21 protein-coding genes are annotated in these 25182 nt (G+C 32.3%); 17 read left to right on the plus strand and 4 right to left on the minus strand.

All coding sequences use genetic code 11. The features are described from left to right. Nucleotides 1-93 precede the first annotated feature (93 nt). Nucleotides 94-1113, plus strand: coding sequence for a glycosyltransferase family 9 protein (locus FUA26_RS04245; RefSeq protein ID WP_246109066.1), 1020 nt, complete (start codon nt 94-96; stop codon nt 1111-1113). A 6-nt stretch (nt 1114-1119) separates the two neighbouring features. Next, on the plus strand, nt 1120-1713 hold the full coding sequence (locus FUA26_RS04250) for a transglycosylase domain-containing protein (protein WP_147132002.1): 594 nt from the start codon (nt 1120-1122) through the stop codon (nt 1711-1713). Here the strand turns inward: FUA26_RS04250 and FUA26_RS04255 are convergent. The 4 genes from FUA26_RS04255 to FUA26_RS04270 all read right to left on the minus strand — a co-directional run bounded on the left by FUA26_RS04255 (nt 1710) and on the right by FUA26_RS04270 (nt 11382). Further along, the gene (locus FUA26_RS04255; protein ID WP_147132005.1) at nt 1710-5036 is read right to left on the minus strand and encodes a VCBS repeat-containing protein; all 3327 of its coding nucleotides are present in this window, start codon (nt 5034-5036) and stop codon (nt 1710-1712) included. The genes FUA26_RS04250 and FUA26_RS04255 overlap by 4 nt on opposite strands. A 130-nt stretch (nt 5037-5166) precedes the next feature. Continuing rightward, nucleotides 5167-6681: a RagB/SusD family nutrient uptake outer membrane protein gene (locus tag FUA26_RS04260; RefSeq protein WP_147132008.1), complete on the minus strand. Its 1515-nt coding sequence runs from the start codon at nt 6679-6681 to the stop codon at nt 5167-5169. A gap of 34 nt (nt 6682-6715) precedes the next feature. Next, nucleotides 6716-9724, minus strand: a complete 3009-nt coding sequence (locus FUA26_RS04265) for a SusC/RagA family TonB-linked outer membrane protein (protein ID WP_147132011.1) — start codon at nt 9722-9724, stop codon at nt 6716-6718. Nucleotides 9725-10326: 602 nt separating this feature from the next. Then, a complete protein-coding gene (locus FUA26_RS04270; protein WP_147132014.1) occupies nt 10327-11382 on the minus strand; it encodes a ferredoxin--NADP reductase in 1056 nt (351 codons plus the stop codon). A gap of 118 nt (nt 11383-11500) precedes the next feature. Here FUA26_RS04270 and FUA26_RS04275 point away from each other — a divergent pair, with 118 nt between their 5' ends. The 15 genes from FUA26_RS04275 (at nt 11501) to FUA26_RS04345 (ending at nt 25182) form a co-directional block, all read left to right on the plus strand. Continuing rightward, nucleotides 11501-11908, plus strand: a complete 408-nt coding sequence (locus tag FUA26_RS04275) for a DUF2059 domain-containing protein (RefSeq protein ID WP_147132017.1) — start codon at nt 11501-11503, stop codon at nt 11906-11908. Nucleotides 11909-11911: 3 nt separating this feature from the next. Beyond that, nucleotides 11912-13393: a DUF5687 family protein gene (locus tag FUA26_RS04280; RefSeq protein ID WP_147132019.1), complete on the plus strand. Its 1482-nt coding sequence runs from the start codon at nt 11912-11914 to the stop codon at nt 13391-13393. 12 nt (nt 13394-13405) lie between these two features. Then, complete coding sequence (locus tag FUA26_RS04285; protein WP_147132022.1) at nt 13406-14101, plus strand: ABC transporter ATP-binding protein; 696 nt, start codon at nt 13406-13408, stop codon at nt 14099-14101. Nucleotides 14102-14209: 108 nt separating this feature from the next. After that, the gene (porW, locus tag FUA26_RS04290) at nt 14210-16777 is read left to right on the plus strand and encodes a type IX secretion system periplasmic lipoprotein PorW/SprE (RefSeq protein WP_147132024.1); all 2568 of its coding nucleotides are present in this window, start codon (nt 14210-14212) and stop codon (nt 16775-16777) included. Between the two features lie 10 nt (nt 16778-16787). Beyond that, the gene (locus FUA26_RS04295; RefSeq protein WP_147132026.1) at nt 16788-17195 is read left to right on the plus strand and encodes a bactofilin family protein; all 408 of its coding nucleotides are present in this window, start codon (nt 16788-16790) and stop codon (nt 17193-17195) included. Further along, nucleotides 17161-17397: an AtpZ/AtpI family protein gene (locus FUA26_RS04300; RefSeq protein ID WP_262712120.1), complete on the plus strand. Its 237-nt coding sequence runs from the start codon at nt 17161-17163 to the stop codon at nt 17395-17397. Before FUA26_RS04295 ends, FUA26_RS04300 begins: the two co-directional genes overlap by 35 nt. Further along, nucleotides 17390-17770: a DUF6168 family protein gene (locus FUA26_RS04305; protein ID WP_147132031.1), complete on the plus strand. Its 381-nt coding sequence runs from the start codon at nt 17390-17392 to the stop codon at nt 17768-17770. Before FUA26_RS04300 ends, FUA26_RS04305 begins: the two co-directional genes overlap by 8 nt. Nucleotides 17771-17874: 104 nt before the next feature. Beyond that, nucleotides 17875-19008, plus strand: coding sequence for a F0F1 ATP synthase subunit A (gene atpB / locus FUA26_RS04310; protein WP_147132034.1), 1134 nt, complete (start codon nt 17875-17877; stop codon nt 19006-19008). A gap of 40 nt (nt 19009-19048) precedes the next feature. Next, nucleotides 19049-19237, plus strand: coding sequence for an ATP synthase F0 subunit C (gene atpE, locus FUA26_RS04315; protein ID WP_004569351.1), 189 nt, complete (start codon nt 19049-19051; stop codon nt 19235-19237). A 104-nt stretch (nt 19238-19341) separates the two neighbouring features. Next, a complete protein-coding gene (locus tag FUA26_RS04320) occupies nt 19342-19842 on the plus strand; it encodes a F0F1 ATP synthase subunit B (protein WP_147132037.1) in 501 nt (166 codons plus the stop codon). 52 nt (nt 19843-19894) lie between these two features. Continuing rightward, nucleotides 19895-20425 carry an ATP synthase F1 subunit delta gene (atpH, locus tag FUA26_RS04325; protein ID WP_147132040.1) on the plus strand — a complete coding sequence of 177 codons (531 nt, stop codon included), beginning with the start codon at nt 19895-19897 and terminating at the stop codon, nt 20423-20425. A 42-nt stretch (nt 20426-20467) separates the two neighbouring features. Further along, on the plus strand, nt 20468-22048 hold the full coding sequence (gene atpA / locus FUA26_RS04330) for a F0F1 ATP synthase subunit alpha (protein ID WP_147132042.1): 1581 nt from the start codon (nt 20468-20470) through the stop codon (nt 22046-22048). Nucleotides 22049-22147: 99 nt separating this feature from the next. Then, on the plus strand, nt 22148-23014 hold the full coding sequence (gene atpG / locus FUA26_RS04335; RefSeq protein ID WP_147132045.1) for an ATP synthase F1 subunit gamma: 867 nt from the start codon (nt 22148-22150) through the stop codon (nt 23012-23014). 148 nt (nt 23015-23162) lie between these two features. Beyond that, nucleotides 23163-23660 carry a hypothetical protein gene (locus FUA26_RS04340; protein ID WP_147132048.1) on the plus strand — a complete coding sequence of 166 codons (498 nt, stop codon included), beginning with the start codon at nt 23163-23165 and terminating at the stop codon, nt 23658-23660. Nucleotides 23661-23724: 64 nt separating this feature from the next. Continuing rightward, nucleotides 23725-25182: a lipopolysaccharide biosynthesis protein gene (locus tag FUA26_RS04345; protein WP_147132051.1), complete on the plus strand. Its 1458-nt coding sequence runs from the start codon at nt 23725-23727 to the stop codon at nt 25180-25182.

Consider the following 25182-nt stretch of genomic DNA (forward strand, 5'->3'; position numbering starts at 1 on the left):
ATTACCAATTTAGAGGGCTTCAACTCAACGTTAGTGTAAGCTTAAACAAAGCATATTAATTTTTGAAGCTATTTTGATTTACATTACAAATTAATGCCTAATCTGCCCAAACATATTCTTGTAATTCGTCTTTCTGCCATGGGAGACGTTGCCATGACAGTGCCGGTTTTAAGAGCATTAACACAAGCATATCCCGAGCTTAAAATAACTGTTTTAACTCGGGGTTTTTTTGCACCTTTTTTTAGAGATTTAAAACAGGTTGAAGTGCTCTCGGCCGATTTGAAAAATAAGCACAAAGGCATTTTAGGGCTTTATAAACTTTCAAAAGAAATTAAAGCATTACATATTGATGCCGTAGCCGATTTGCATAATGTTTTACGTAGTAACATTCTAAAGTTATTTTTAATAGGAAAACCATGTAAACAAATTAATAAAGGCCGACCTGAAAAAAAAGCATTAACAACAGGTAAAATTTTTCATCAATTAAAAACAACACACCAGCGGTATGCCGATGTTTTTCAAAATTTAGGTTTTAAAATAGATTTAAGTAACCCTAATTTTCCTGAAAAATCAACTTTAAATAAAAACTGTAAAGCGGTTTTAGGCACTTTTAAACAAAAACAAATTGGCATTGCACCTTTTGCAGCGCATGAAGGTAAAATGTATCCGTTAGCCCTTATGAAAGAGGTAATACAAGCACTTTCAAAAGATTATAAAGTGTATTTGTTTGGTGGTGGAAAAAAAGAAATGGATGCTTTAAATAACATGGCAAATAGTTTTGAAAACGTAACAAATTTGGCTGGTAAGTTAACACTAAATGAAGAGTTAGATCTTATTTCAAATTTAGATGTGATGCTTTCAATGGATTCTGGAAATGCCCATATTGCTGCTATGTTGGGTGTAAAAGTGATAACAATTTGGGGTGTTACGCATCCGTATGCAGGTTTTGCGCCGTTTAATCAACCCTTTGATTATTTGTTAACACCTGATAGAGCAAAATTTCCAAAGATACCAACATCAATTTATGGAAATAAATTTCCTGAAGGTTATGAAAAGGCAGCGGCTACCATAACGCCTAGTGTAGTTGTAAATACACTTAAAAGTATATTATAATTTACTATGAAACATTTAAAAAAACTATTCAAAGGTACTTGTTATGCTATTGTAGTTGTTATTTTGGGTATTGTAATATCTTATTTTTATTTAAAAAGTACCTGGAAAGATGTACTAACTGAACAAGAATTTAATACGCTAATTACTGCCATTAAGCAAGCTGAAGATTTACCCAATGCCTTTTATAAATTATATGAAGAAGAATACCCAAATGCCTTAAATACAAGTTTAAACGAACAAATAGTTAAAGGTTATTTTTCTGATGGGTTTACAAAAAGTCCAAGTATTTTGGCTTCAATTGTATCAAAATATAGCCGAAAGGATACAGATACAACCAAAATTTCAAACAAAAAAGCGTATGTTTTAGCTTGGAAACTTGAAGAAGAAACCACGCAAAAACAGTGTTTAAATTGGGCGTTAAAAAATTTTCAGTTCACTAAAGAATTTAAAGGCATTAAGGATATTGAAGACTATTACTTTGCCAAAGATGTTACACAATTTACCAATAACGATTTTAAATTATTAATTACGCTTATTAAAAAGCCAAGTTTAGTAAGGCTAACACCTAGAGAACATTATATTAAAAAAAGCGCACGTTAGTTTAGTTTATAAATATTGTGTGTGCTGTTATTGTTGGCAATAAAAATTAAAGAATTATTTATTAAAACAGCGTTTCTAACATCTCCATCAACAAACAAACCGCTTGTTTTATAGTTTAAACGTGTTAAATTACCTTTGCCATCATTAATTAAAATGTGGCCTGTACCAGCATCGGCTCTGGTTGTTTCAACTTCAGATTGGTAATTGTTGCCAGCTACTAAAATATCAAGTGTATTATCATTATTAAAATCATGTAAAACAATGCTATTAATTGGTGATGTTTGTACTATATTTTCAAAAGGCTTGAAAGAAAATCCGTTACTACCATTATTTACAAATATACCAGACCTAAATTCTGTTGCCTCATAACTTAACGCGCTATTTAAGCGCTTGCCTAAAATACCCTCAAGATTTCTGCTTGCAAAATCATTGTAATTAGGAATTTTTTGAGCTAAATGTGGTAATTGCTGCGTCATACAAGTTTTGCCTCTTACAGGTACTTCTTGCCCTTTGTATTCTTTAGCAAGTATTACATCTTCAGTACCATTAAAATCAAAATCTGTGGCATAAATTTTAAAAGGTTTTTCTTTTGAGGCATGAAACTTATAGTTTAAACCTAAATTACCAGCAATTATGTCTTTATCGCCATCACCATCAATATCTGTAACTACTATTTTATTCCACCAACCAACATGTTTGGCCAATAATGCATAGTTTTCACTTTTAATTAAAGTATTGTTTTTATTTAAAAATACTTCAATACCCATCCATTCACCAGTTACAATTAAATCTAGGGTATTATCATTGTTTATATCTTCCCAAACAGCACTTGTTACCATGCCAATGTTTTTAAGTTGAGGAGCAACAGCATCAGTTTCAATAGTGAATTTACCATTGTTGTTAATTAGAATAGAACTTATTGGTGGGTTAGGGTATTTGCCAGGAATAACGCGGCCACCAACAAATAAATCGGTATCACCATCATTATCAAAATCGGCCGCTGTTACTACACTTCCAGATATTTTAAAACTTGGTAGTGCATTTAAATCTCTTTTGAAATTTCCATTTCCATTGTTTATGTACAGTCTATCTTGTAACAGGGTTGGTGTTCTAAAAAACTCGTAACTACCGCTAACTACATAAAGGTCTAAATCACCATCATTATCAGCATCAAAAAAACAAGCGCTTTGGTCTTCAAAAGTTTTATCAGCATTAAAAACACTTGAAATTTCTTTAAAACTCCCAGCTTTAGTGCTTAATAATATTTTAGCAGATTGGTTTTTTCCGCCGCCAATAAAAACATCTTCTAATCCATCATTATTAACATCGCCTTTACAAAGTGCAGGCCCTGTTTGAGATAATTTATGAGGCAGTAACACTTGCAAATCAAAATCATTAAAGTATGGATCTGTGTGTTTGTAATTAGTGTTTACATTTGTTAGTAAGGGTATATCCTCATTTTTTAAGTTATTAGGTAAAGTTGCGTTGCTATATGAAATAGTATTTAAAGCATTCAAATTAATGGTTTTTAGCGTTTGTTGTTTACCATCTAACCATTTTACAATTATTTTCTCAATGCTGTCTTTTTTTGAAATGCCAAAGTGAAGTGTGTTTGATACTGAAGATAAAAAACCTTTGGTATTTACTAATTGCCGCGTTTGTATTTTGCCATTTTTTTGGTGCAAGCTTACAGTGGCGCCTAAGCCATATTTATTTGTTTCGGGACCATTTAAGTTAATTTTTATAAAGTTTCCGTTATTTAGTTCTATGGCGTTGTTTTGTAGTATGGTTGCTTCATCATTTATATTATTTACAACAATATCTAAATCGCCATCATTATCTAAATCTGTATATACAGTGCCGTTTGAAAAGGTAGATAAGGAGTCTGCCCATTTAAACGAGGTATCTTCAAAAGTTAAATTACCATTATTTTTATAAAAATAGTTGTTTAGTTTTTGCTGCGGAAGCATTTTGGTGTAGCGTAAAAAGTCTTCTTTTGTGGGTTTTCTGTTATTGGCGCGTAGTTCTTTCATAGTATTACTTAAAGCGTCTCTATCCATAACGTCTCTAAAAACGCCGTTTGTTACATAAACATCGTTGTAGCCATCTAAATCAAAATCTGCTGAAAGTATAGACCAACTCCAATCAGTATCAGCAATACCGGCCATTTTAGCTATTTCAGAAAAAGTGCCGTTAGCGTTGTTTATTTGCAGCATATTATGCATGTATTGGTAGTGGTAATTGTTAGCAACCATGTTTTCAAAAGTAGAAATAGATGTCATGGCCATGGTGGTTTTAGATCTTACATAATCTTGCGGATTCATATCTAAAGTCATAATATCTAACAAACCATCATTGTTTATGTCTGCCATGTCACTGCCCATACTGTTAAAAGACATGTGTTTTACAACCTTGTTTCGCTCTTCGGAAAATGTGCCATTTCCATTGTTTATGTAAACTAAGTCTGGAAAATTAAAATCGTTACATACATAAATATCTAAAAAGCCATCGTTATTAATATCGCCTACTTGAGGGTTTAAGCCAAAGCCTATATCAAATAATAGTCCTGCTTTTTCTGATACATCAGTAAAATGCCCTGTGCCATCATTTTCATAGAGCCTATCTGAACCTTTAAGCAATTTTGTTTTGGGGTCTGAAAGTACCTTTTGTAAATCTAATATTTTAGTTTTACCTGTAATATCCGGTGTGTTTGAAACGTAAACGTCTAAATCGTTATCATTATCGTAATCAAAAAATGTAGCCTGTATTGTTCTGTTTGCATCGTTTAAACCCAGTTTCTTTGCGCTTTCAGTAAAAGTTAAATTACCGTTGTTTATATAAAGTAAATTTTCAAACTTGTTAGCATCATCTTTATAACCACCTCTGGCTATGTAAATATCTAAAAAACCATCATTATTCACATCGGCAACAGAAACGCCAGTATTAAACCCTTCAGTTTTAATAATGCCTGCTTTTGTAGTAATATCTTCAAATGCTAAATTGCCTTTATTTAGGTATAGTTTATTTTCATTGCTGTTAGAAATAAAGAATAAATCTTGTAATCCATCGTTATTAAAATCTGCAGCAGCAACACCGCCACCTATATATAAATAGTTGTACTGATAGTAATTATGATCTAGAGTTTCAGTTAGTTTATTAACAAAAGTTATACCTGTTTGTTTTGATGGTAAAACAGAAAAAAGCTTTTTGTTTACAGAGCTTAATTTAGCCGATGTATGTTTTTGGTTACAAGCTGTAAGTAATAAAGCAAAAATAGATATAACTAAATTATAGCTAAAGGGGGTGTTTTTAAGTGTAAACATGGCGAAGTTTTATGTTTTAAGCTTGATAACGAATATACTTTTTTTACTATTTAAAATGAAGTGAATATTGCTTAAAAAGAATAAAAAAAGCGGTAAGTTTTGCTTACCGCTTTTTTGTAGTTTTTAATGTTTAATTTCCTAAATTAGGATTTAATAATACTTCATTAGCTGGTACAGGAGCAAAATAGTTATCTGTACCTAATGAGCCTAAAATGGCGTTTTGTACAGGTAGTAATTGCCCTTGGCTGTTAAATGAACTTTGTGGGTTTCTGTTAGATAGTGCATCTTGTACACGCTCCATTCTTACTAAGTCATTCCAGCGCAACCACTCTCCGGCAAATTCCCATTTTCGTTCTGTAAATGCAAGTTCAGCTATATCGCCACTTGTAACATCAACTGATGGGTTTGGAGTGTTAAATGGTAAACCTTCTGCTCTTCTTCTAATTTTATTTAAAGCTTCCCATGCAGCAGGTGTTACATTTCCTGAACGACCAGAGGCTTCAGCATAAATTAAAAGTACTTCGGCGTAGCGCATTATAAAGTCATTTCTATCAGTATTAAAATCAGTTAAAGGTATATCGCCTGCAGGACCAGCAATTTTTTTGAAAACTGGTGTTTGTTGGTCTGTAAAGTTTTCCCAGTCATGTTCAGTTCTATAAGTTGCTTCTTTTCTAGGGCCTTCAGGGAAGTCTTCAAAAAATCGTATTTCGGCAAAAGTTTCTTGCCATCCGCCTAAATCGGAAGGGTTGCCCAGTTTTCCGTATTTACGATTAAATAAATTGTTATCGGCATTGTAAGCAATTGTCCATATACTTTCGTCATTAAATCTATTATTTAGCAACCATAAATCTTCTAAATCTTCTACTAAACCAAAACCATGTGTTGCGGCGTTATCTATTACTTGTTTAGCGCTTGAAGCTGCAAGTGCGTATTTAGAGTTGTCTTTGGCAGGAAAACCAGCCCAGTCTAAGTATAAGCGTGCTAAAAATGCTCTTGCTGAACCGGAATTTGGTCTTGGAGCACCATCTAAAACACCTGGATATATTTCAGGTAGTAAAATTTCTGCTTGAAGTAAATCAGATTCAATTTGTTGGTATACTTCCTCTTGTGTTGCAAGTCCTATTTCAAAATCAGGAACAGAAGTTAAAGGCAGCGGAATTCTACCATGCATGCGTGTTAAATGAAAAAACATAGCACCTCTTAAAAAGTAAATTTCACCAATTAACCTGTCTTGTTTGTCTGCATCTGTGAACTGAACACCTTCAATACCTTCTAAAACGGCATTAGCAGCTCTTACCATAGCGTAAATGTCGCGCCAGTTGTTTGCTATACGCCCATTTGTTGCAGACACTTGTCTTTGATCAAATTCTCTAAAGTCAGCTTTATTACTTACTTTATGCGTTGTAATATCATCACCAGCCCAACCGTGTACAAAAAATGTAGACCATTGTGATGCATTTCTTAATCGGCCATAAATACCTGTTACACCTAGTTCTAACTCTGCTATTTGGCTATAGGTTCCAGGGGCCAATGAGTAGTCTATGGTTGGATCCTCTTCTAAATCGGCACAACCCGTAAATACCATAGCAAATGCTATAAGTATTGATGTGGGCTTTAGCCATTTTAATATTTCTTTTTTATTCATGATATATACTTTTTTTAATTTAATTAAACTGATATTATAGCCCTATTTTAACACCAAATGAAAATGTTCTTGGGTTAGGGTAGGCACCTACGTTTATACCAGCAGCAACGTCTACATTTCCTGCGTTATTAGCGGGTCTAGATGTGTGCTCAGGATCATAACCGCTGTAATCTGTAATTAGAAATAAATTTTGTCCTGAAGCATAAACTTTTAAATAGTTTACACCTTCAATTACATCATTAAAAGTATAGCCTAAAGAAAGGTTACTAAGTCTTACAAAATCTCCTTTTTCAACGTATCTGGTAGAACCAATTTCGTTTTCTCCGCCAGCAGGAATATTTGTTTCATTAGTTGAAGTCCATTGGTTTAATTGTTCAGTTGCTAAAAAACTTCTTTGATTACCAGTGTTACCAACTAGAATACCTTGAACAGCGTTTAATACCTCAAAACCAGCAACACCTTGAAATAAAATGTTTAAATCCCAGTTTTTATAAGTTAATGTGTTATTAAAACCCCATGAGGTGGTAGGTGTACCGTTTCCAATAGCGCCAAATGTAATGTTACCCTCTTCATCAGTGGCATACTTAGCATCACCAGGCATTAAGCCAAGTTCTGCTGCTTCAGCAGCTTCAGATGTTTTCCAAGTGCCAAGAAATGTTGCTCCCCAGAATTGTCCTAAAGGTTCGCCTACTTGTATTCTATTCCAAGTTCTGCTTTTACCATCAACACTGTCAAAAGTGCCTTGTATGTCATCAACACCACCAAGATCTAATACTTCGTTTGTTGAATAAGAAAGGTTAAAGGACGAATCCCAAACAAAATCTTCATTTTGAATGATAGATCCAGATAAAGTAACATCAATACCTTTATTTTCAACTTCACCTATATTTTGACGAATAAAACCACCGCCATTAGTATCTGGCACAGGAACATCTAAAAGTAAATCAGTAGTATTTTTAACGTAACCATCAAGTGTTAGATTAGCTCTGCCATTAAACAAGCCAATATCTATACCCACGTTGGTTTGGGTTGTGGTTTCCCAAGTTAAATCAGGATTTCCGTAACTACCGGGTGCTGAACCGGCAGATACAGTAGCTCCATCAAAGGCATAACGGCTAGCGTTTGTAACTTCTACTGATGGATATGTTGAGTAGTTTGCTATGTTTTGATTACCAACTTGACCCCAACCAGCTCTTAAACTTAAACCAGTAAATACAGTATTGTTATCTAGCAAGTTGTTTAAACTGTAACGTGCAGACACTGATGGGAAGTACCCTGTACGGTTACCGTCGCGGAATTTTGATGAAGAATCAGCTCTAAAAGTACCAGTTACATAAAAGTTATTGTTAAAAATATATTCTAACCTACCCATTACAGATTCAATAGATGAATTACCAAAGGCATTGTTTATGTTGGTAGCAGCTGCTAACTCAGCAAAGTAAAAACCTAATGGAATAGATAAATTGTTTGCGCCGTAACTGTTAAATCTAGATTCGTTTCCTGAAAACTCATAAACACCAGTAACTTTAACATCATGCTTATCATTAAAAACTTTTTGCCAAGTTAAAATATTACTAATTTGGTGGTTTGTGTTTTTTGCAGAATTAAAGCCAACGTCATTTAAGGGGTGGTCTAATCTATATGTTTCAGTATCATTATTTATAGTTGAAACACCTGCTAATAATGTATAGTTTAAGTTGTCAGTAATATCATAACTAATATTAACGTTTACGTTTAACCTATCATTAATGCCTTGTACATTGGTAGTATTAATATCTTCAATAGGATTAGCACTTAATGATGCTAAAGATTGTGTTGAAAACCTGTTGTAATTACCGTTTTGATCAAAAATTGGTGTGGTTGGGTCCCATGAAAGTGCTTTTACTATTAAACTTCCTTGAAAACGATTTAAGGTTGTTAAATCATTTAAAATAGTTGCTCTCGTAGCAAAAGTGTTTAAACCAACTTTTAATTTTTCATTAATTTTTGCATTAATGTTAGCTCTTAAAGAGTATCTTTCATATCCTGTGTTTTTTACAATACCTTCTTGGTCTACGTAGTTACCTGAAAGGAAGTAATCTATGTTTCCTTCAGAACCACTTACAGAAAGTTGAGCGTTGTTTGAAATGCCTGTTTGAAATAATTCTCTTTGATAATTAGTGCCACCAAGAATATCAAATGCTTCAATTTCACCATCAGAAAAAATTGGTGTTCCGTTTACACGAGTTCTTCTGGCATTTTCTAAACGTGCAAAATCTGCAGCACCAAGTGTTGGTAAATATTCAGGAACTGATGCTACGGTTGTAAAATAGTCTACATCAATTTTAGCTTTACCTCTACCTTTTTTTGTACTAACAATAATAACACCGTTAGAACCTCTAGAACCATAAATTGCAGTGGCTGAAGCATCTTTTAATACATCCATACTTGCAATGTCATTTGGGTTTAAGGTGCTTAAATCTCCACCAATAATACCATCAATAACTACTAAAGGGCTGTTGTCTCCGTTAATAGAGTTAACCCCACGAATACGAACTTTTACAGCGGCTCCAGGTGCACCGCCTTGTCTTGCAACTGTAACACCAGCAGCTCTACCGCCTAAAGCATCTTCAACACGTGTTAACGGTTGTTTTTCAAATGATTTTGCGCTTACTTGAGATACCGCACCTGTTAAATCACTTTTTTTGGCAGTACCGTAACCAATAACCACTACTTCATCAAGTTGAGCAGCATCTTCGGCTAATGTAACATTAATTGATGTTTTGTTTCCAACAGGTACAGATTGAGTTATGTAACCTAAAAATGATACCATGAGCACATCGGAAGACGAAGCGCTAATGCTAAAATTACCGTCAAAATCTGTTACTGTTCCTTTAGTTGTACCTTTTACAATAACATTGGCTCCAGGTATGCCAACTCCAGCTTCATCAACAACAGTTCCATTAACTGTTTGTTGGGCTGAAATTTCCTGAAAGCTCATAAGGGCTAGAACTAGTCCGTAAAACAAACCAATCCTAAATAGCTTAGTAAATTGTTTTTTCATAATTATTTTAGTTTAAATTGAATTAGGTATACGCACAAAATACCTTTAAAAAAGGGTAGCGTATATTTTGCTAAGTATTAGTGATACTTAAATGTTTGTGGTAAATTTTAAACACTTAAAGCATAAGTGTTTTTTTAGAAGAAACGTTATTTACTACGTTTTCTTTTTTTGTTCTTTGCTTGCTTTTACAGGCATAATTAATTGTAGTGTCATAATAGCTTAGTTTAAGTTTTGTTTTTGTTTTTGTTTATAATTTAATAATACACTTAAAAACATGTGTAATTACAAATAATAACTACGTAAATATAAGAATGTGGTTTTAATAAATTGTTTTTTTTGTGAATTTAATTTATTAAATAGGTTTTTCCTTTTTATTTAAAAGTAATTAATTATTTGTGGTTCAAATTTGAAACAAGTTTCTTTTATGAAATTAAAAGTAACTAAAATTTTTACATGTAGCTAATTTTATTAAAAAAATATAAATACTAAGCTAAAATATAGAACTCATGAAAACATAAGCTATATTACCCTAATGCTATTCTATTTTAGCATTAGGGTAATGTTTTTTGAAAGAAAAGTAGTAAAAAAGTGTTTTGGTTTAATTACACATCATCATAATCAACTACAATAGAAGTTGATGTTGGGTGCGCTTGACAGGTTAAAATTAAACCTTCGGCAACCTCATTTTCTGTTAAAATATTGTTTTGTCGCATGGTTGCTTCACCATCTTTCACTCTAGCTAAACAACTGCTGCAAATACCGCCTTGGCAAGAGTAAGGGGCATCTAAATCATTATCTAAAGCAGCCTCTAAAATTGTTTGTTTTTGTGGCATTTCAAAAGTGGTTTCTTCATCATCAACAATAACCGTTATTTTGGTATGTCCATTAGAAACATTAGTATCGTTTTTAGCTTCTGGTTTGGCGGCTTTAAATAATTCAAAATGAATTTTATAGTTATCAATACCATTTTCCGTTAACACATCTTTCACGGTATGTATCATAGCTTCTGGACCGCATAGGTAAAACGCATCAACATCAACATCTTTATGCTTGTTTTTCATAACGTAGTTAACGGTGCTTTTTTCAATACGACCAAAAAGGGCATTTTCTTCATCCTTTTGGCTAAACACAAATTGAATAGAAAAACGGTTTTTATAAGCGTGTTGAAGTTCTAATAGCTCATTTAAAAACATGGTGTCTTGAGTGGTTTTGTTACCGTAAACCAAAATAATTTTACTATTAACCTCTTCTTGTAAAGCACATTTAATGATGCTTAAAATAGGAGTAATGCCACTTCCGGCAGCAAAAAGGGCAATGTTTTTTGTGGTTTTGTTATTTGGCTCAAATATAAAACGGCCGTTTGGTGGTGCTACTTCAAGTGTGTCTCCAGCGTGTAACTGGTTGTTTGCGTATGTTGAAAAGGTACCATCTTTCACTTCTTTAACAGCAACTTTTAATTCATTACTGTTTGGTGCAACACATAAAGAATAATCGCGTCTTACTTCATTACCATTAATTGTGGTTTTTAAAGTAATGTATTGGCCTGCTTTAAAAGCAAAAGTATCTTTTAAATTTTCAGGAACATTAAAGCTAATACTAATGGCGTTAGCGGTTTCTTTAATTATGTTTTTTATGCTAAGTGAATGAAATGATGACATGCTTATATTTTTTGTACAAAAATAACTAAGTAGATTTGTAAATAACAGTTAAACTTGTAACAATTACTAAAAAAGACTTACTAACCTTATACATCTAACATTTTAACATATAATACTCATGAAAAAATCTATTTTTATTTGCCTGTTTTTTTTAGCATTATCAATTCACGTTAATGCCCAAGATACTACAACTTTTAAAAACGAAACTATAGAGTTTATAAAACTAACAGGTGCTGGTGCAGCCTTTGAAAACGCTATTAGCCAAATAGGTGTAATGGTTAGTGATGATAAAAAGGCCGATTATACCAAAGAAGCTACTGCAACTTTAGGTGGTTTATATGAAAAATTAGCCGATTTATACATGCAAGAGTTTACTAAAGAAGACATACAAGAACTAACCGCATTTTACAATACCAAATTGGGTAAAAAACTTGCCGAAAAGCAATTGGGCTTAACACAAAAAGCTATGATGGTTGGGCAATCATGGGGAATGGATTTACAAGCTATTGCACAAAAATATAATTAAGCTATGATAAAACATTTTTTAAACTTAGAGTGGAAGGCATTTTTTAGGTCGGCTACTTTAGGTAAAAGTATTGCTATAAAAATACTCATGGGTTTTTTCTTGTTGTATTTTGCAATTATATTTTCGTTTGCTGGTTTTTTCATGATTAAAATTCTTGGTAAAACACACCCAAATATAAGTCCGTTTGTAGCATTTAATAGTTTTATATTTTTCTGGATTTTAGCCGATTTACTCTTTAGGTTCTTTTTCCAAAAGTTGCCTGTAATGAGCGTTAAGCCGTTGCTAACAACACCAATAAAACGCAGCAGTATTGTAAACTATGTTTTAAAAAAGTCTATAGTATCATTTGCTAATTTTTTGCCATTATTAACCATAATTCCTTTTGGTATAACATTAATGATTAATGGAAATGAAAGTGTGCAAACTGTTATTGTTTGGTGGTTAGTACTTATACTTGTTATTTTAATAAACAATTTTTTAAATTTTATTTTAGAAAGTTTATCGGCACAAACCGAACTGTCTTTTTTACCCATAATAATATTAACAGGTGTACTTTTTGGCTTAAATCATTTTAATATTATTAACTTATCAAGCTTACTGTCATCTGCAGTAATGGGTATTGCTCACAATCCACTATACCTAATAACACCCGTTGTAATTTTAGGCGTAGTGTATGGTATTAACTTTAATTTGCTTCACAAAAAATTATTTTTAGATAGCGGTTTAAAAGAAAAAATAAAAGAAGTAAATGCTGCAAATTTAGAGTGGACTAAAAATTTTGGTGATATTGCGCCTTTTCTTCAATTAGATTTAAAAATGATTTTGCGTAATAAACGCACAAAATCATCTGTTTGGATTTTGGTTATGGGCTTGTTATATGGTTTGTTCTTTTATCCGCAGCCAGTATATCAAAACGCCACGTGGTTTTTTATGCTTATTGGTGTATTTTCTACAGGTATATTTTTAATAAGTTTTGGGCAGTTTATTCCCGCCTGGGATAGCGGTTATTACAAATTGTTAATGAGCCAAAATATTAAATATGAACAATACTTAAAATCTAAATTTACTTTAATGGCTTTTAGTGTTGTAGCACTTTTTGTATTAGGCATACCCTATGTTTACTTTGGGTATAAGGTTTTAATAGCGCATTTTGTGGCGGCTATTTATAACATTGGGGTTAATACGCATGTAATAATGTGGGGAGGTTCTTTTAATAGGAAAAAAATAAATTTAGATCAAAAGGCAGCGTTTAATTACCAAGGCACAGGTGCAGTACAATGGCTTATTGGTATACCATTATTGCTTTTGCCATTGGGTTTATTTGCACTTATTTGTTTTCTAATAAATTTTGAAGTTGCTTGCACTGTTATTGGTGTTATGGGTATAATTGGCATTGTGCTACACCCAAAATTAATGAAACTTATTACAAAAAAATATACAGCATCAAAATACCAAATGATTGCTGCATTTAATCAAGAAAGTTAATACAAACTAACTATGATAACTACATCAAACCTTTCAAAAAAATATAATAATAAACAGGTTTTAAATATTGAAACTTTAGAAATACCCAAAGGTCAAAGTTTTGGTCTTGTAGGTAATAACGGTGCAGGTAAAACCACGTATTTTAGTTTGCTGCTAGATTTAATACAACCAACAACAGGGCATATTATAAACAATAATATGCAAGTTGATAAAAGCGAAGACTGGAAACCTTTTACATCGGCGTTTATTGATGAAAGCTTTTTAATTGGCTATTTAACACCTGAAGAGTATTTTTACTTTATAGGCGAATTAAGAGGGCAAAACAAAGCAGATGTAGATGCATTGGTGGCTCAGTATGAAGATTTCTTTCACGGCGAAATTTTAGGGCAAAAAAAATATTTAAGAGATTTAAGTAAAGGAAACCAAAAAAAAGCAGGAATAGTAGCTGCTTTAATAGGAAATCCTGAAGTAATTATTTTAGATGAACCTTTTGCAAACCTAGATCCTACAACACAAATACGCTTAAAAGGCATTGTTAAAAATTTAGCCGAAACAAAAGGTGTGACTGTATTAATTTCTAGTCATGATTTACTACATGTTACCGATGTTTGCGAGCGTATAGTGGTGTTAGAAAAAGGCCAAATTGTAAAAGACATACAAACCAGTGAAGCTACCCTAAAAGAACTAGAAGCACACTTTGCGGGCTAGAACTTTAGTATTATTTATAGGTTTATTAGAAAAGATGTTTATTTTTACGTCTATCATATAATAATAGCTATGTAAATTAGTTATGTATTTAGACTAAAATAACCAACGGTGAACACATCTTATAAAGTTACATCTGTCTTTTTTCTAGCGGTTTTTTTAATAGTAAGTTGCTCCAGAAAAAAAGACAAATTTATTAGTAGAAACTTTCATGCTGTAACGGCAGAGTTTAATGCGCTTTATAATGGGTACAATGCTTTAGAGCAAGGTAGAAATAGTTTAAATCAAGGTTATTTTGATGATTATTGGAATGTACTGCCCATTGAGCGTATGCAAATATCTGATGAGGTTATTTTGCCAGGGCAATCAAAAAATCAAGACTTTACAAGAGCCGAAGAAAAAGCGGTAAAAGCCATACAAAAGCATAGCATGAACATTGAGGGTAAAGAAAAAAACCCACAAATGGATGAGGCATATTTACTTTTAGGTAAAGCACGTTATTTTGATCAGCGTTTTATACCTGCACTAGAGGCTTTTAATTACATATTATATAAATATCCTGCCAGTGATAAAATAAACCAAGCCAAAGTTTGGAGAGAAAAAACAAACATTAGGTTAGATAATAATGAACTTGCCATAACAAATCTAAAGCGTTTGCTATATCAAGAAGATTTAGAAGGGCAAGATTTAGCCGATGCTACATCAATGTTAGCGCAGGCTTATATAAACACAAAATCTGTAGATAGTGCCATAACGCAACTTGAAATTGCTGCCAATGCCACAAAAAGTAATGATGAACGTGGCCGTTATAGGTTTATTCAGGGGCAATTATACAATCAGTTAGGTTATAAAGATAGCGCAAACATAGCTTTCAATAAAGTTATTGAGCTTAACCGAAGAACACCCAGAATTTACATGATTTCGGCACACTTAGAAAAAGTTAAAAACTTTAATGCTGAAACCGATAATAAATTTGAGACCTTAGAATTGCTTTCAGATTTAGAAAAAAACAGAGAAAACAGGCCGTTTCTAGATAAAATATATCATCAAATAGGAGCGTTTCATTTACAACATCAATCAGATTCTATTGCATCAAAATATTTCAATAAGTCATTGCAAGAAAAATCAAAAGATAAAATATTAAACGCCAGAAATTATCAAATATTAGGCGATATGCATTTTGAAAAATCTTTATATAAAGATGCTGGTTTGTATTATGATAGTACCATGGCTAATTTGGTTTTAAACTCTAAACCATACCGTGTAATTAAACGTAAAAGAGATAATTTAGATGATGTTATTCACTACGAAGCCATTGCACAAGTAAACGATAGTATTTTACATTTGGTAAACTTAACAGCTGCCGAAAAAACGGCTTATTTTGAAGCTTACATTGAAACATTAAAACAACAAGCCGAAGCCGAAAAAGAAGCGCTTGAAAAACAAGAAGCCTTACAACGTAATAGTGGTTTAATTACTTCAAACAATAGTATTCGCCCAAGTGGTCCAGGTGGATTGCCAGGGCAAGCCGCTATTTTTTATTTTTATAACCCAACAACGGTAGCTTTTGGTAAAAATGAGTTTGTAAAAATTTGGGGTAACAGGGCTTTAGAAGACAATTGGCGTTGGTCTAACAAAAGTGGTGCAGGCGGTGCTATAAATACAACCGCTGGTAATAATGCGTTGGTAGCAACAACTGATGAGGCGCGTTACAATCCAGAGTTTTATGTATCACAAATACCTTCAGAAGCTAAAGAAATAGATAGTATTTCAAAAGAACGCAATTATGCATACTACCAACTAGGTTTAATTTACAAGGAAAAATTTAAAGAGTTTGAACTGGCAAAAAGTAAGTTTCAAAACCTGTTACAAAGTAATCCTGAAGAGCGTTTGGTGCTTCCTTCAAAATATAATTTATATAAAATTTATGAAGCTTTAGGTGAACATGACGAAGCCGAAATTGCTAAAAACGATATTATTACAAAATATCCAGAATCTAGATACGCAACTATTTTAATGAATCCTGATTTACTGTCAGAAAAAGATAAAAACAGTCCAGAAAGTTTATACGAAAGTTTATATGAAAAGCATGGAAACCAAGCGTATGCAACCGTAATTTCAAAAGCCGAAGAATATATTAATTTATATGATGGCGATGCTATTGTGCCAAAGTTTGAGCTTTTAAAAGCAACTGCTTTAGGTAGGCTTAACGGTTATGAAGCCTATAAAAAAGCTATTAATTACATAGCAGTAACCTATGCTAATACGCCCGAAGGTTTACACGCGCAAGATATTGAAAGCAACGTGTTGCCCAAAATAGAAAATAAAGCGTTTGTTGATGAAACAAACAATTTATCTGGCCATTACAAAGTTATTTTTAAATTTGAAAATAGTACACCCCAAACGGTGCAAACATTTCAAAAAACCTTAAATGAGGTGCTTAAAAATATTAAGTATTACAAACTAACATCGTCAATTGATGTTTATAACTCTAATACAACTTTTGTAGTGGTTCATGGTTTAAAAAACGGGCAAGTAGCCAAAACATTTAATCAGTTATTAACTAAAGAAGATGCTAAAAAAATAAAACAACCTTATATTGCTATGGCATCAGCAAATTATCAAATAATACAAATTCATAAAAACTTAAATACTTATTTAAGCGTATATAATAACTAAATGCAGTTTTATGTTTTCAGAAAATAAAAAAAATAAAATGGTAGAAAGCACATCTAGTCAAAATATTATTGCTCAAGGCACAAAAATAGTTGGTGATTTAAGCAGTGAAGGAGATTTTAGAATTGACGGCCTTATTGAGGGTAATATTAAAACTACAGGTAAAATAGTAGTTGGTAAAGCAGGTTTTATTAAAGGTACATTGCAAGGTACTGATGCTTATTTTGAAGGGAAATTTTCTGGTAAATTAGCATTGTCTGGTACGTTAACATTAAAATCTACAGCACTTATTGAAGGCGAAGTTATTGCAGGAAAACTAGCCGTAGAACCAGGCGCTACATTTAACGTAACCTGTGCAATGAAAGGAACGGTTAAAGATATGAACGGTGGACAAAAATCCAAAACCGAAAAAACAGCTTAATGTATATTTAAGGTTTACCACAATGGCCATTCAAATGGGCTTAACAATTTATTTAGGCTCAAAATTAGGTGGCTGGTTAGATGTTAAATTTCCAAATAACAACGCATTATACACAAAAATAGTTACACTTGTGGCAGTTTTTTTTGCCATGATATCTGTAATAATTCAAGTAACCAAAATATCAAATAAAAATAATGATTAAGCGTGTAGCATTTTTTGCTTTAGCCATAGTAGTGCTATTTATTGCTTTTTACTTTATACATAGTTATGTGTTAAATGCCAATGAAATTGCTTTAGTGTTTTCATTACTTAAGGTGTATTTATACTATGCGGTATCTGCCATTTTTGTGTATAGTATTGTTGAAGTTGTATCAGCAAAACTACCAAACCAAGCAGGTTACGCATTTTTAGCATCAATATTTTTAAAAATAGGTTTTTTTGTACTTATTTTTCAGTCTACTATATTTACCAATGAGCCTTTAACCAAGCCCGAAAGATTTTCATTAGTAATTCCGTTATTTCTTTTTTTAATTGCCGAAACAGTTGCTATTTCTAAACTATTAAATAACAAATAGATTCAGAAAAAATAAACCAAAAAAAAACAAAGATTAAAAAGGGTTTGTAGTTATAATTAATTGTGTACCTTTGCACGAAAAATTTAAGGACCATAACTAAAGGTATGATGATAGCAACAAAATCTATCAAATTTTTTACAATACTAGCTGTAGTATTTTCTTCATTAACATGTTTTGCTGCTTCAGGTGGCTCAACAGACACAAAAGAAGGACAGGTAAACACACCAGAATCCATTAACGCTTATATTAAACATCACTTAGCAGATTCGCATGACTTTGCATTGTATTCATATACAAATGATGCAGGTGAGCGTAAGCATGTTGGTTTTCCGTTACCGGTAATTGTTTGGACAAGCAAAGGCTTGAAAACGTTCATGTCTTCAGAATTTCATCATAATGATGACGGCCATGTTATTGTTGAAAAAGGTGATGTAAAATTGGTTAAAATTCACAGTAAAATTTATGAATTAAATGAAGGTGCAGACCACGTTGTTTTTGATGCTCATCATCATGCAACAAATGCACACAAAGTTTTAGATTTTTCTATAACTAAAAGTGTATTTGGTATGTTGTTAGCGGGCTTGTTAATGTTGCTTGGGTTTAGTTCATTAGCTAGAGGTTACAAAAAAGGTGCTATACCAACAGGTGTAGGGCGTTTGTTAGAGCCATTAGTATTGTATGTTAGAGATGATATTGCAAGACCAAACATTGGTGAGAAAAAGTATAAAAAATTCATGCCTTATTTGTTAACAGTATTCTTTTTCATTTGGATATTAAACTTATTAGGGTTAACACCACTTGGTTTTAATGTTACAGGGCAAATTGCAGTAACAGCATGTTTAGCAATATTTACAGCTGTAATTTATTTAACTAACGGAAGTAAAGACTTTTGGGCGCACACACTATGGATGCCTGGTGTGCCAAAAATATTAAGACCAGTATTAGCCTTAATTGAGCTTGTTGGTTTTGTTTTAATTAAGCCATTTTCATTATTAGTGCGTTTGTTTGCAAATATAACAGCGGGTCACTTTGTTGTAATGAGCTTAATAGCATTAATGATAACTTTAAAAAACCAGTTTGGGCCAGTAGCATCAACAGGTATGTCTTTATTGTTAACATTATTTATATCTGTTATAGAAATTTTAGTTGCCTTTTTACAAGCGTTTATTTTTACAATGCTATCAGCACTATTTATTGGTATGGCAGTAGAAGAGCATGACCATGAGCATGCGCATTAATTTTTAATAAGAATTTGTTTAATTATATAAATCAATTAGTATGTACAATTTAATTGGAGCAGGATTAATAGTAATCGGTGGAGGTATCGGTTTAGGTCAAATTGGTGGTAAAGCAATGGAAGGTATTGCTCGTCAACCAGAGGCTGCTGGTAAAATCCAAACAGCGATGATCATCATCGGAGCATTATTAGAAGGTTTAGCATTCGGTGCTTTAATCTTAGGAAAATAATTTTTCGGTAAGCAAAACAACAAACAATTTCCTGCAACGGTTGGTTGCAGGAAGTGTTTAAAAAATTAAACAACACAAAAAAGTAAAGATTTAATTCATAGATAATGGAGCAGTTATTAAACGATTTTTCACCAGGCTTATTTTTTATGCAAGTTTTAATTTTAGGAATTATACTTTTTCTAATGTTCAAATTTGCTTGGAAACCTATTTTGAACTCATTAAATGAGCGTGAAGAAGGTATACAAAATGCATTAGATGAAGCTGATAATGCTAGAAAAGAAATGCAAAATCTTCAAGCAGATAACCAAAGGTTATTAAATGAAGCTAGAGCAGAGCGTGACGAAATGCTTAAAGAAGCACGTGAGATGAAAAATAAAATGATTGAAGACGCTAAAGAAGAAGCTAATGCTGCAGCTGCAAAATTAATGGAGCAAGCACAAGCTACTATTGAAACAGAAAAGAAAGCGGCTATTTCAGAATTAAAATCTCAAGTAGCAAACTTATCAATAGAAATAGCTGAAAAAGTAGTGCGCGAAGAATTATCTAACAAAGACAAGCAAGTAAAATTAGTAGAGTCTATGTTAGGTGAAGCAACTTTAAACTAATTATTAATTAAAAACAAAGTTCTTTTCTAAAGGAAAGAGTTTAAAATAAGATATGTCTAGAGCAGCAGTAAGATACGCAAAAGCGGCACTTAGTTTAGCTACCGATCAAAAAGCAGCCGATGCTGTAAACAATGATATGGTTGCTATAGCAAAAACCATTTCAGAAAATGAAGAGTTAAGCCTTGTACTTAAAAGTTCAGTAATAAAATCAGAAGTTAAAAAAGCTGCTTTAACTCAAATTTTCTCAGGCATAAATAACATTAGCTCTGAGTTATTTAACATATTAATAGCTAATAAACGTATTGATATTTTAGAAAGCGTAGCTCAAAAATATACATTATTATTTGATGAGTTAAATGGTAAAGAAGTTGCACAAGTAACAACGGCTGTACCAATGACTAAAGATCTTGAAATAAAAGTATTAGCAAAAATTAAAGAACTTACCAGTAAAGCTGTTGAAGTAGAAAACATTGTAGATGAAAACATTATTGGTGGTTTTATATTACGTATAGGAGACAAGCAATTTAATGCTAGTGTACTAAACAAATTAAACAAATTAAAAAGAGAATTTACATTAAATTAAACTTGCCCATAGCAACGTCAAAGGGTTAAAATAAATAAAAAGATGGCAGAAGTAAAACCAGCTGAAGTATCAGCAATCTTAAAGCAACAACTAGCAGGATTTGAAGCATCTGCTTCATTAGAAGAAGTAGGAACTGTGTTAACTGTTGGTGATGGTATTGCACGTGTTTACGGATTATCTAATGCGCAATATGGCGAGTTAGTAGAGTTTGAAGATGGTCTTGAAGGTATTGTATTAAACCTTGAAGAAGACAACGTTGGTGTAGTATTATTAGGTCCTTCTAAAGAAATTAAAGAAGGAGCAACAGTAAAACGTACTGAAAGAATTGCTTCTATTAAAGTAGGAGAAGAAATGGTAGGACGTGTTGTTGATACATTAGGTAACCCAATTGATGGTAAAGGCCCTATTGGTGGAGACCTTTACGAAATGCCTTTAGAGCGTAAAGCTCCAGGTGTTATTTACCGTCAGCCAGTTGATGAGCCAATGCAAACAGGTATCAAATCTATTGATGCTATGATTCCTGTAGGTAGAGGGCAACGTGAGTTGGTAATTGGAGATAGACAAACGGGTAAAACTACAGTTTGTATTGATACCATCTTAAATCAAAAAGAATTTTATGATGCAGGTGAGCCTGTATTCTGTGTATATGTTGCCGTAGGTCAAAAAGCATCTACAGTAGCAGGTATTGCAAAAACATTAGAAGAAAAAGGAGCCTTAGCTTACACAGTAATTGTTGCGGCTAACGCATCAGATCCTGCTCCAATGCAAGTATATGCGCCGTTTGCAGGTGCTGCAATTGGTGAGTATTTTAGAGATACTGGTAGGCCAGCTTTAATTGTTTATGATGATTTATCAAAACAAGCCGTTGCATACCGTGAGGTGTCTTTATTATTACGTCGTCCACCAGGACGCGAGGCCTATCCAGGTGACGTTTTCTACTTACACTCGCGTTTATTAGAGCGTGCTGCAAAAGTAATTGCTGATGATGAAATTGCTAAAAACATGAACGACTTACCAGAGTCTTTAAAACCAATTGTAAAAGGTGGCGGTTCTTTAACAGCTTTACCAATTATTGAAACACAAGCGGGAGACGTATCAGCATATATTCCAACAAACGTAATTTCTATTACTGACGGACAAATATTCTTAGAGTCTGATTTATTCAACTCGGGTGTGCGTCCTGCAATTAACGTAGGTATCTCTGTATCTCGTGTTGGTGGTTCTGCTCAAATTAAATCAATGAAAAAAGTATCAGGTACTTTAAAGTTAGATCAAGCACAGTTCCGTGAGTTAGAAGCGTTTGCTAAGTTTGGTTCAGATTTAGATGCTGCTACATTAAACGTAATTGAAAAAGGTAAACGTAACGTAGAGATCTTAAAGCAAGCGCAAAACGATCCGTTTACAGTTGAAGATCAGGTAGCTATTATTTATGCTGGTTCAAAAAACCTATTAAAAGATGTTCCTGTTGAAAAAGTAAAAGAATTTGAAAGAGATTATATTGAATTCTTAAACACAAAACATAGAAACGTTTTAGATACTTTAAAAGCAGGTAAATTAACTGATGAAGTTACAGATACTTTAACAGCTGTGGCTAAAGATTTATCAGGAAAATATAAAGCTTAATCCCCTCTTAATTTCCCCTTAGGGGAGATATTAAAAGAGGTTTATTTAATATTTTAACTAATCAATACCTTTCCAAAGGAAAGGTTGGGAGCGGAAAATATGGCAAATCTTAAAGAAATACGTAACAGAATATCATCGGTATCTTCAACAATGCAGATAACCAGTGCCATGAAAATGGTATCGGCTGCAAAGTTAAAGAAAGCTCAAGATGCTATTACAGCAATGCGTCCTTATTCTGATAAGTTAACAGAACTTTTACAAAGCTTAAGCGCTACTTTAGATGCAGATTCTGGAAGCAAATTTGCTGAACAACGCGATGTTAAAAAAGTACTTATTGTAGCTATAACATCAAACAGAGGTTTATGTGGTGCTTTTAATTCAAATATTGTAAAAGAAGTTACAAGATTAACTAATGAAACTTACGCAAACCAAGAGGTTTCATACATTGCAGTTGGTAAAAAAGCTAATGATGCATTTAAAAAATCGAATAAAATAATAGCTAATCATAGTACTGTTTTTGAAGATTTAACTTTTGATAATGTTGCTGAAATTGCACAAACTTTAATGGATAAATTTGTTGAAGGCCAATTTGATAAAATTGAAATAGTTTATAACAGATTTAAAAATGCAGCTACACAAATTGTAACTACAGAACAGTTTTTACCAATAGTGCCTGTGGTTTCTGAAGCTGATGCAAACACTAATTTAGATTACGTATTTGAACCTTCAAAAGTTGAAATTGTTGAAGAGTTAATTCCAAAGTCTTTAAAAACTCAACTATACAAAGGTATTAGAGATTCTTTTGCAAGTGAACATGGTGCACGTATGACTGCTATGCACAAGGCAACTGATAACGCAACAGAATTAAGAGATCAACTTAAGTTAACATATAACAAAGCGCGTCAGGCTGCAATTACTAATGAAATATTAGAAATTGTTGGTGGTGCAGAAGCTTTGAATAATTAATAATTTATCATTCTTGTAGCGGTCGCTGAATGAAGCCAAAGCCAAAGCAGGAATACACACAGTATAAAGAGCCTTACCAAATTTGGTAGGGCTTTTTTTATGGCATCCATTTTGTAATTATTATATTTAAACATATAACTCATGCATCATGAAAACACTAAAATATATATTAAGTTTTATTTTAATTACAATAACAATAATGAGCTTTTCTCAATGCACAACAACAAAACATATTAGTAATAAAGCGCCATTACTTATTAAAGAAGCTTATTATAAAACGTGGTCAAACCCAGCAAGATTTACAGGTTCTGGCATTAATCTATATATTATTGTTGAAAACAATAAAGCAATACAATTAGATAGTGTTTATTTTCAAAATAAAGTAACACAATTAAAATTAACTGATAATACATACAAAGCAACCCTTAAAACAGAGAATAATAAACCTTTAGATGTTGTTATGAGTGCCAAACCTATGGCAGAATACGGCAATACATTACCAAAAACTAGCACAAAAGAATCATTTCCGTTTAATTTAAAAGCTAATGAGTGTATAGTAAGCTATAAAAAAGGAAATAAAACTAAATACTTTAAAATAATTGTAAATAAAAGGCAAACAAACAGCTCATTAAACCAACGTATGTAACAATAGTTTATCTTTGTTTAGCAGATGTTAAAAACGTAATTTTGGCATATTAAAGAACATTTTTTTGGGCGGATTAAAAACATTATTCAAACAAACATTTATTTATGGTTTAGCAACAGTGCTTCCAAGAATGTTAAGTTTTCTTTTGGTAAGACTACATACCGATGCTAATGTGCTTAAAACAGTAGCAGATTATGGAGTTGTGTCTTTAATATATTCTTACTTTGTTTTATTCAATGTTATTTTAGCCTATGGTATGGAAACTGCTTTTTTTAGATTTTTTAATAAAGACGATAAAAAAACAGTAATTGGTACATCTACTGTATCTTTAATATTAAGTTCATTAGTATTTTTTGTACTAGCATTTCTATTTCAGAATCAAATAAGTACTTTGGTTGATATTAAAGTAGATTACATTAACCTTGTTATATGGATTTTGTTATTTGATGCTTTGGTAATAATACCATTTGCATGGTTACGTGCTAATGCTAAACCTATTAGGTATGCATTAATTAAAATATTAAATGTTGCTATTAATCTTGGTTTAAATCTTTTCTTTTTACTTTGGTTAGAAAATTTAGCTGAAAAAAGTAATTTCTTTGCAAGTATTTATAAGCCCAATTTTGAAGTTAATTACATTTTTATAGCCAATTTAATAGCAAGCGGCATAACGTTAATTTTAATGTTACCTTTTTATTTCAAAATTAAGTATAAATTTAACGTGCGACTTTGGAAAAATATGCTCAAATACGCATTTCCTATTTTAATTGCAGGTGTAGCTTTTTCTATAAATGAAACGTTTGATAGAATTTTACTAAATAATTTATTACCTCAAAGTATAGCCAAAACACAAATAGGTATGTACTCAGCATGCTATAAATTAGCTTTGTTTATGACATTGTTTGCAACGGCCTATAGGTTAGGTATTGAACCGTTCTTTTTTAGTCATGCAAAAACTGCAAATCCGCAGAAAAATTATGCTAAAATTTTAGAGTTTTTTGTGGCTTTAGGCGCTCTAATTTTGTTGTGTGTTGTAGTGTTTGCAGATGTACTTAAAGTAATTTTTATTGGAGATTCTGCCTATTGGGAGGCTATGTGGATAGTACCTGTTTTACTACTAGCAAGTTTTTGCCTAGGTATTTACCATAACCTATCCGTATGGTACAAAATAACTGATAGAACCAAATTTGGAGCCTATATTTCTATTGCAGGTGCTTTAGTAACACTAATAATTAACGTTGCTTTTATACCAAGTTATGGCTATAAAGCATCAGCAGTTGCTACTTTGGCAGCTTATGCAATAATGATGTTATTATCTTTTTACTTCGGAAAAAAATATTACCCAATACCGTATAACCTCAAAAAAATTAGTCTGTATTTGTCACTTTCAATAGTGTTTTCAGCATTGTCGTTCTATCAATTTAGAACCAATTATATTGTGGGAGTTTCTCTGTTAATTGTATTTTTGACTGTTATTTGGTTTTCAGAAAAAAAGCAAATACAACAATTATTAAAAAGATAA

The organism is Seonamhaeicola algicola, from assembly GCF_007997385.1.
Lineage (GTDB): Bacteria > Bacteroidota > Bacteroidia > Flavobacteriales > Flavobacteriaceae > Seonamhaeicola > Seonamhaeicola algicola.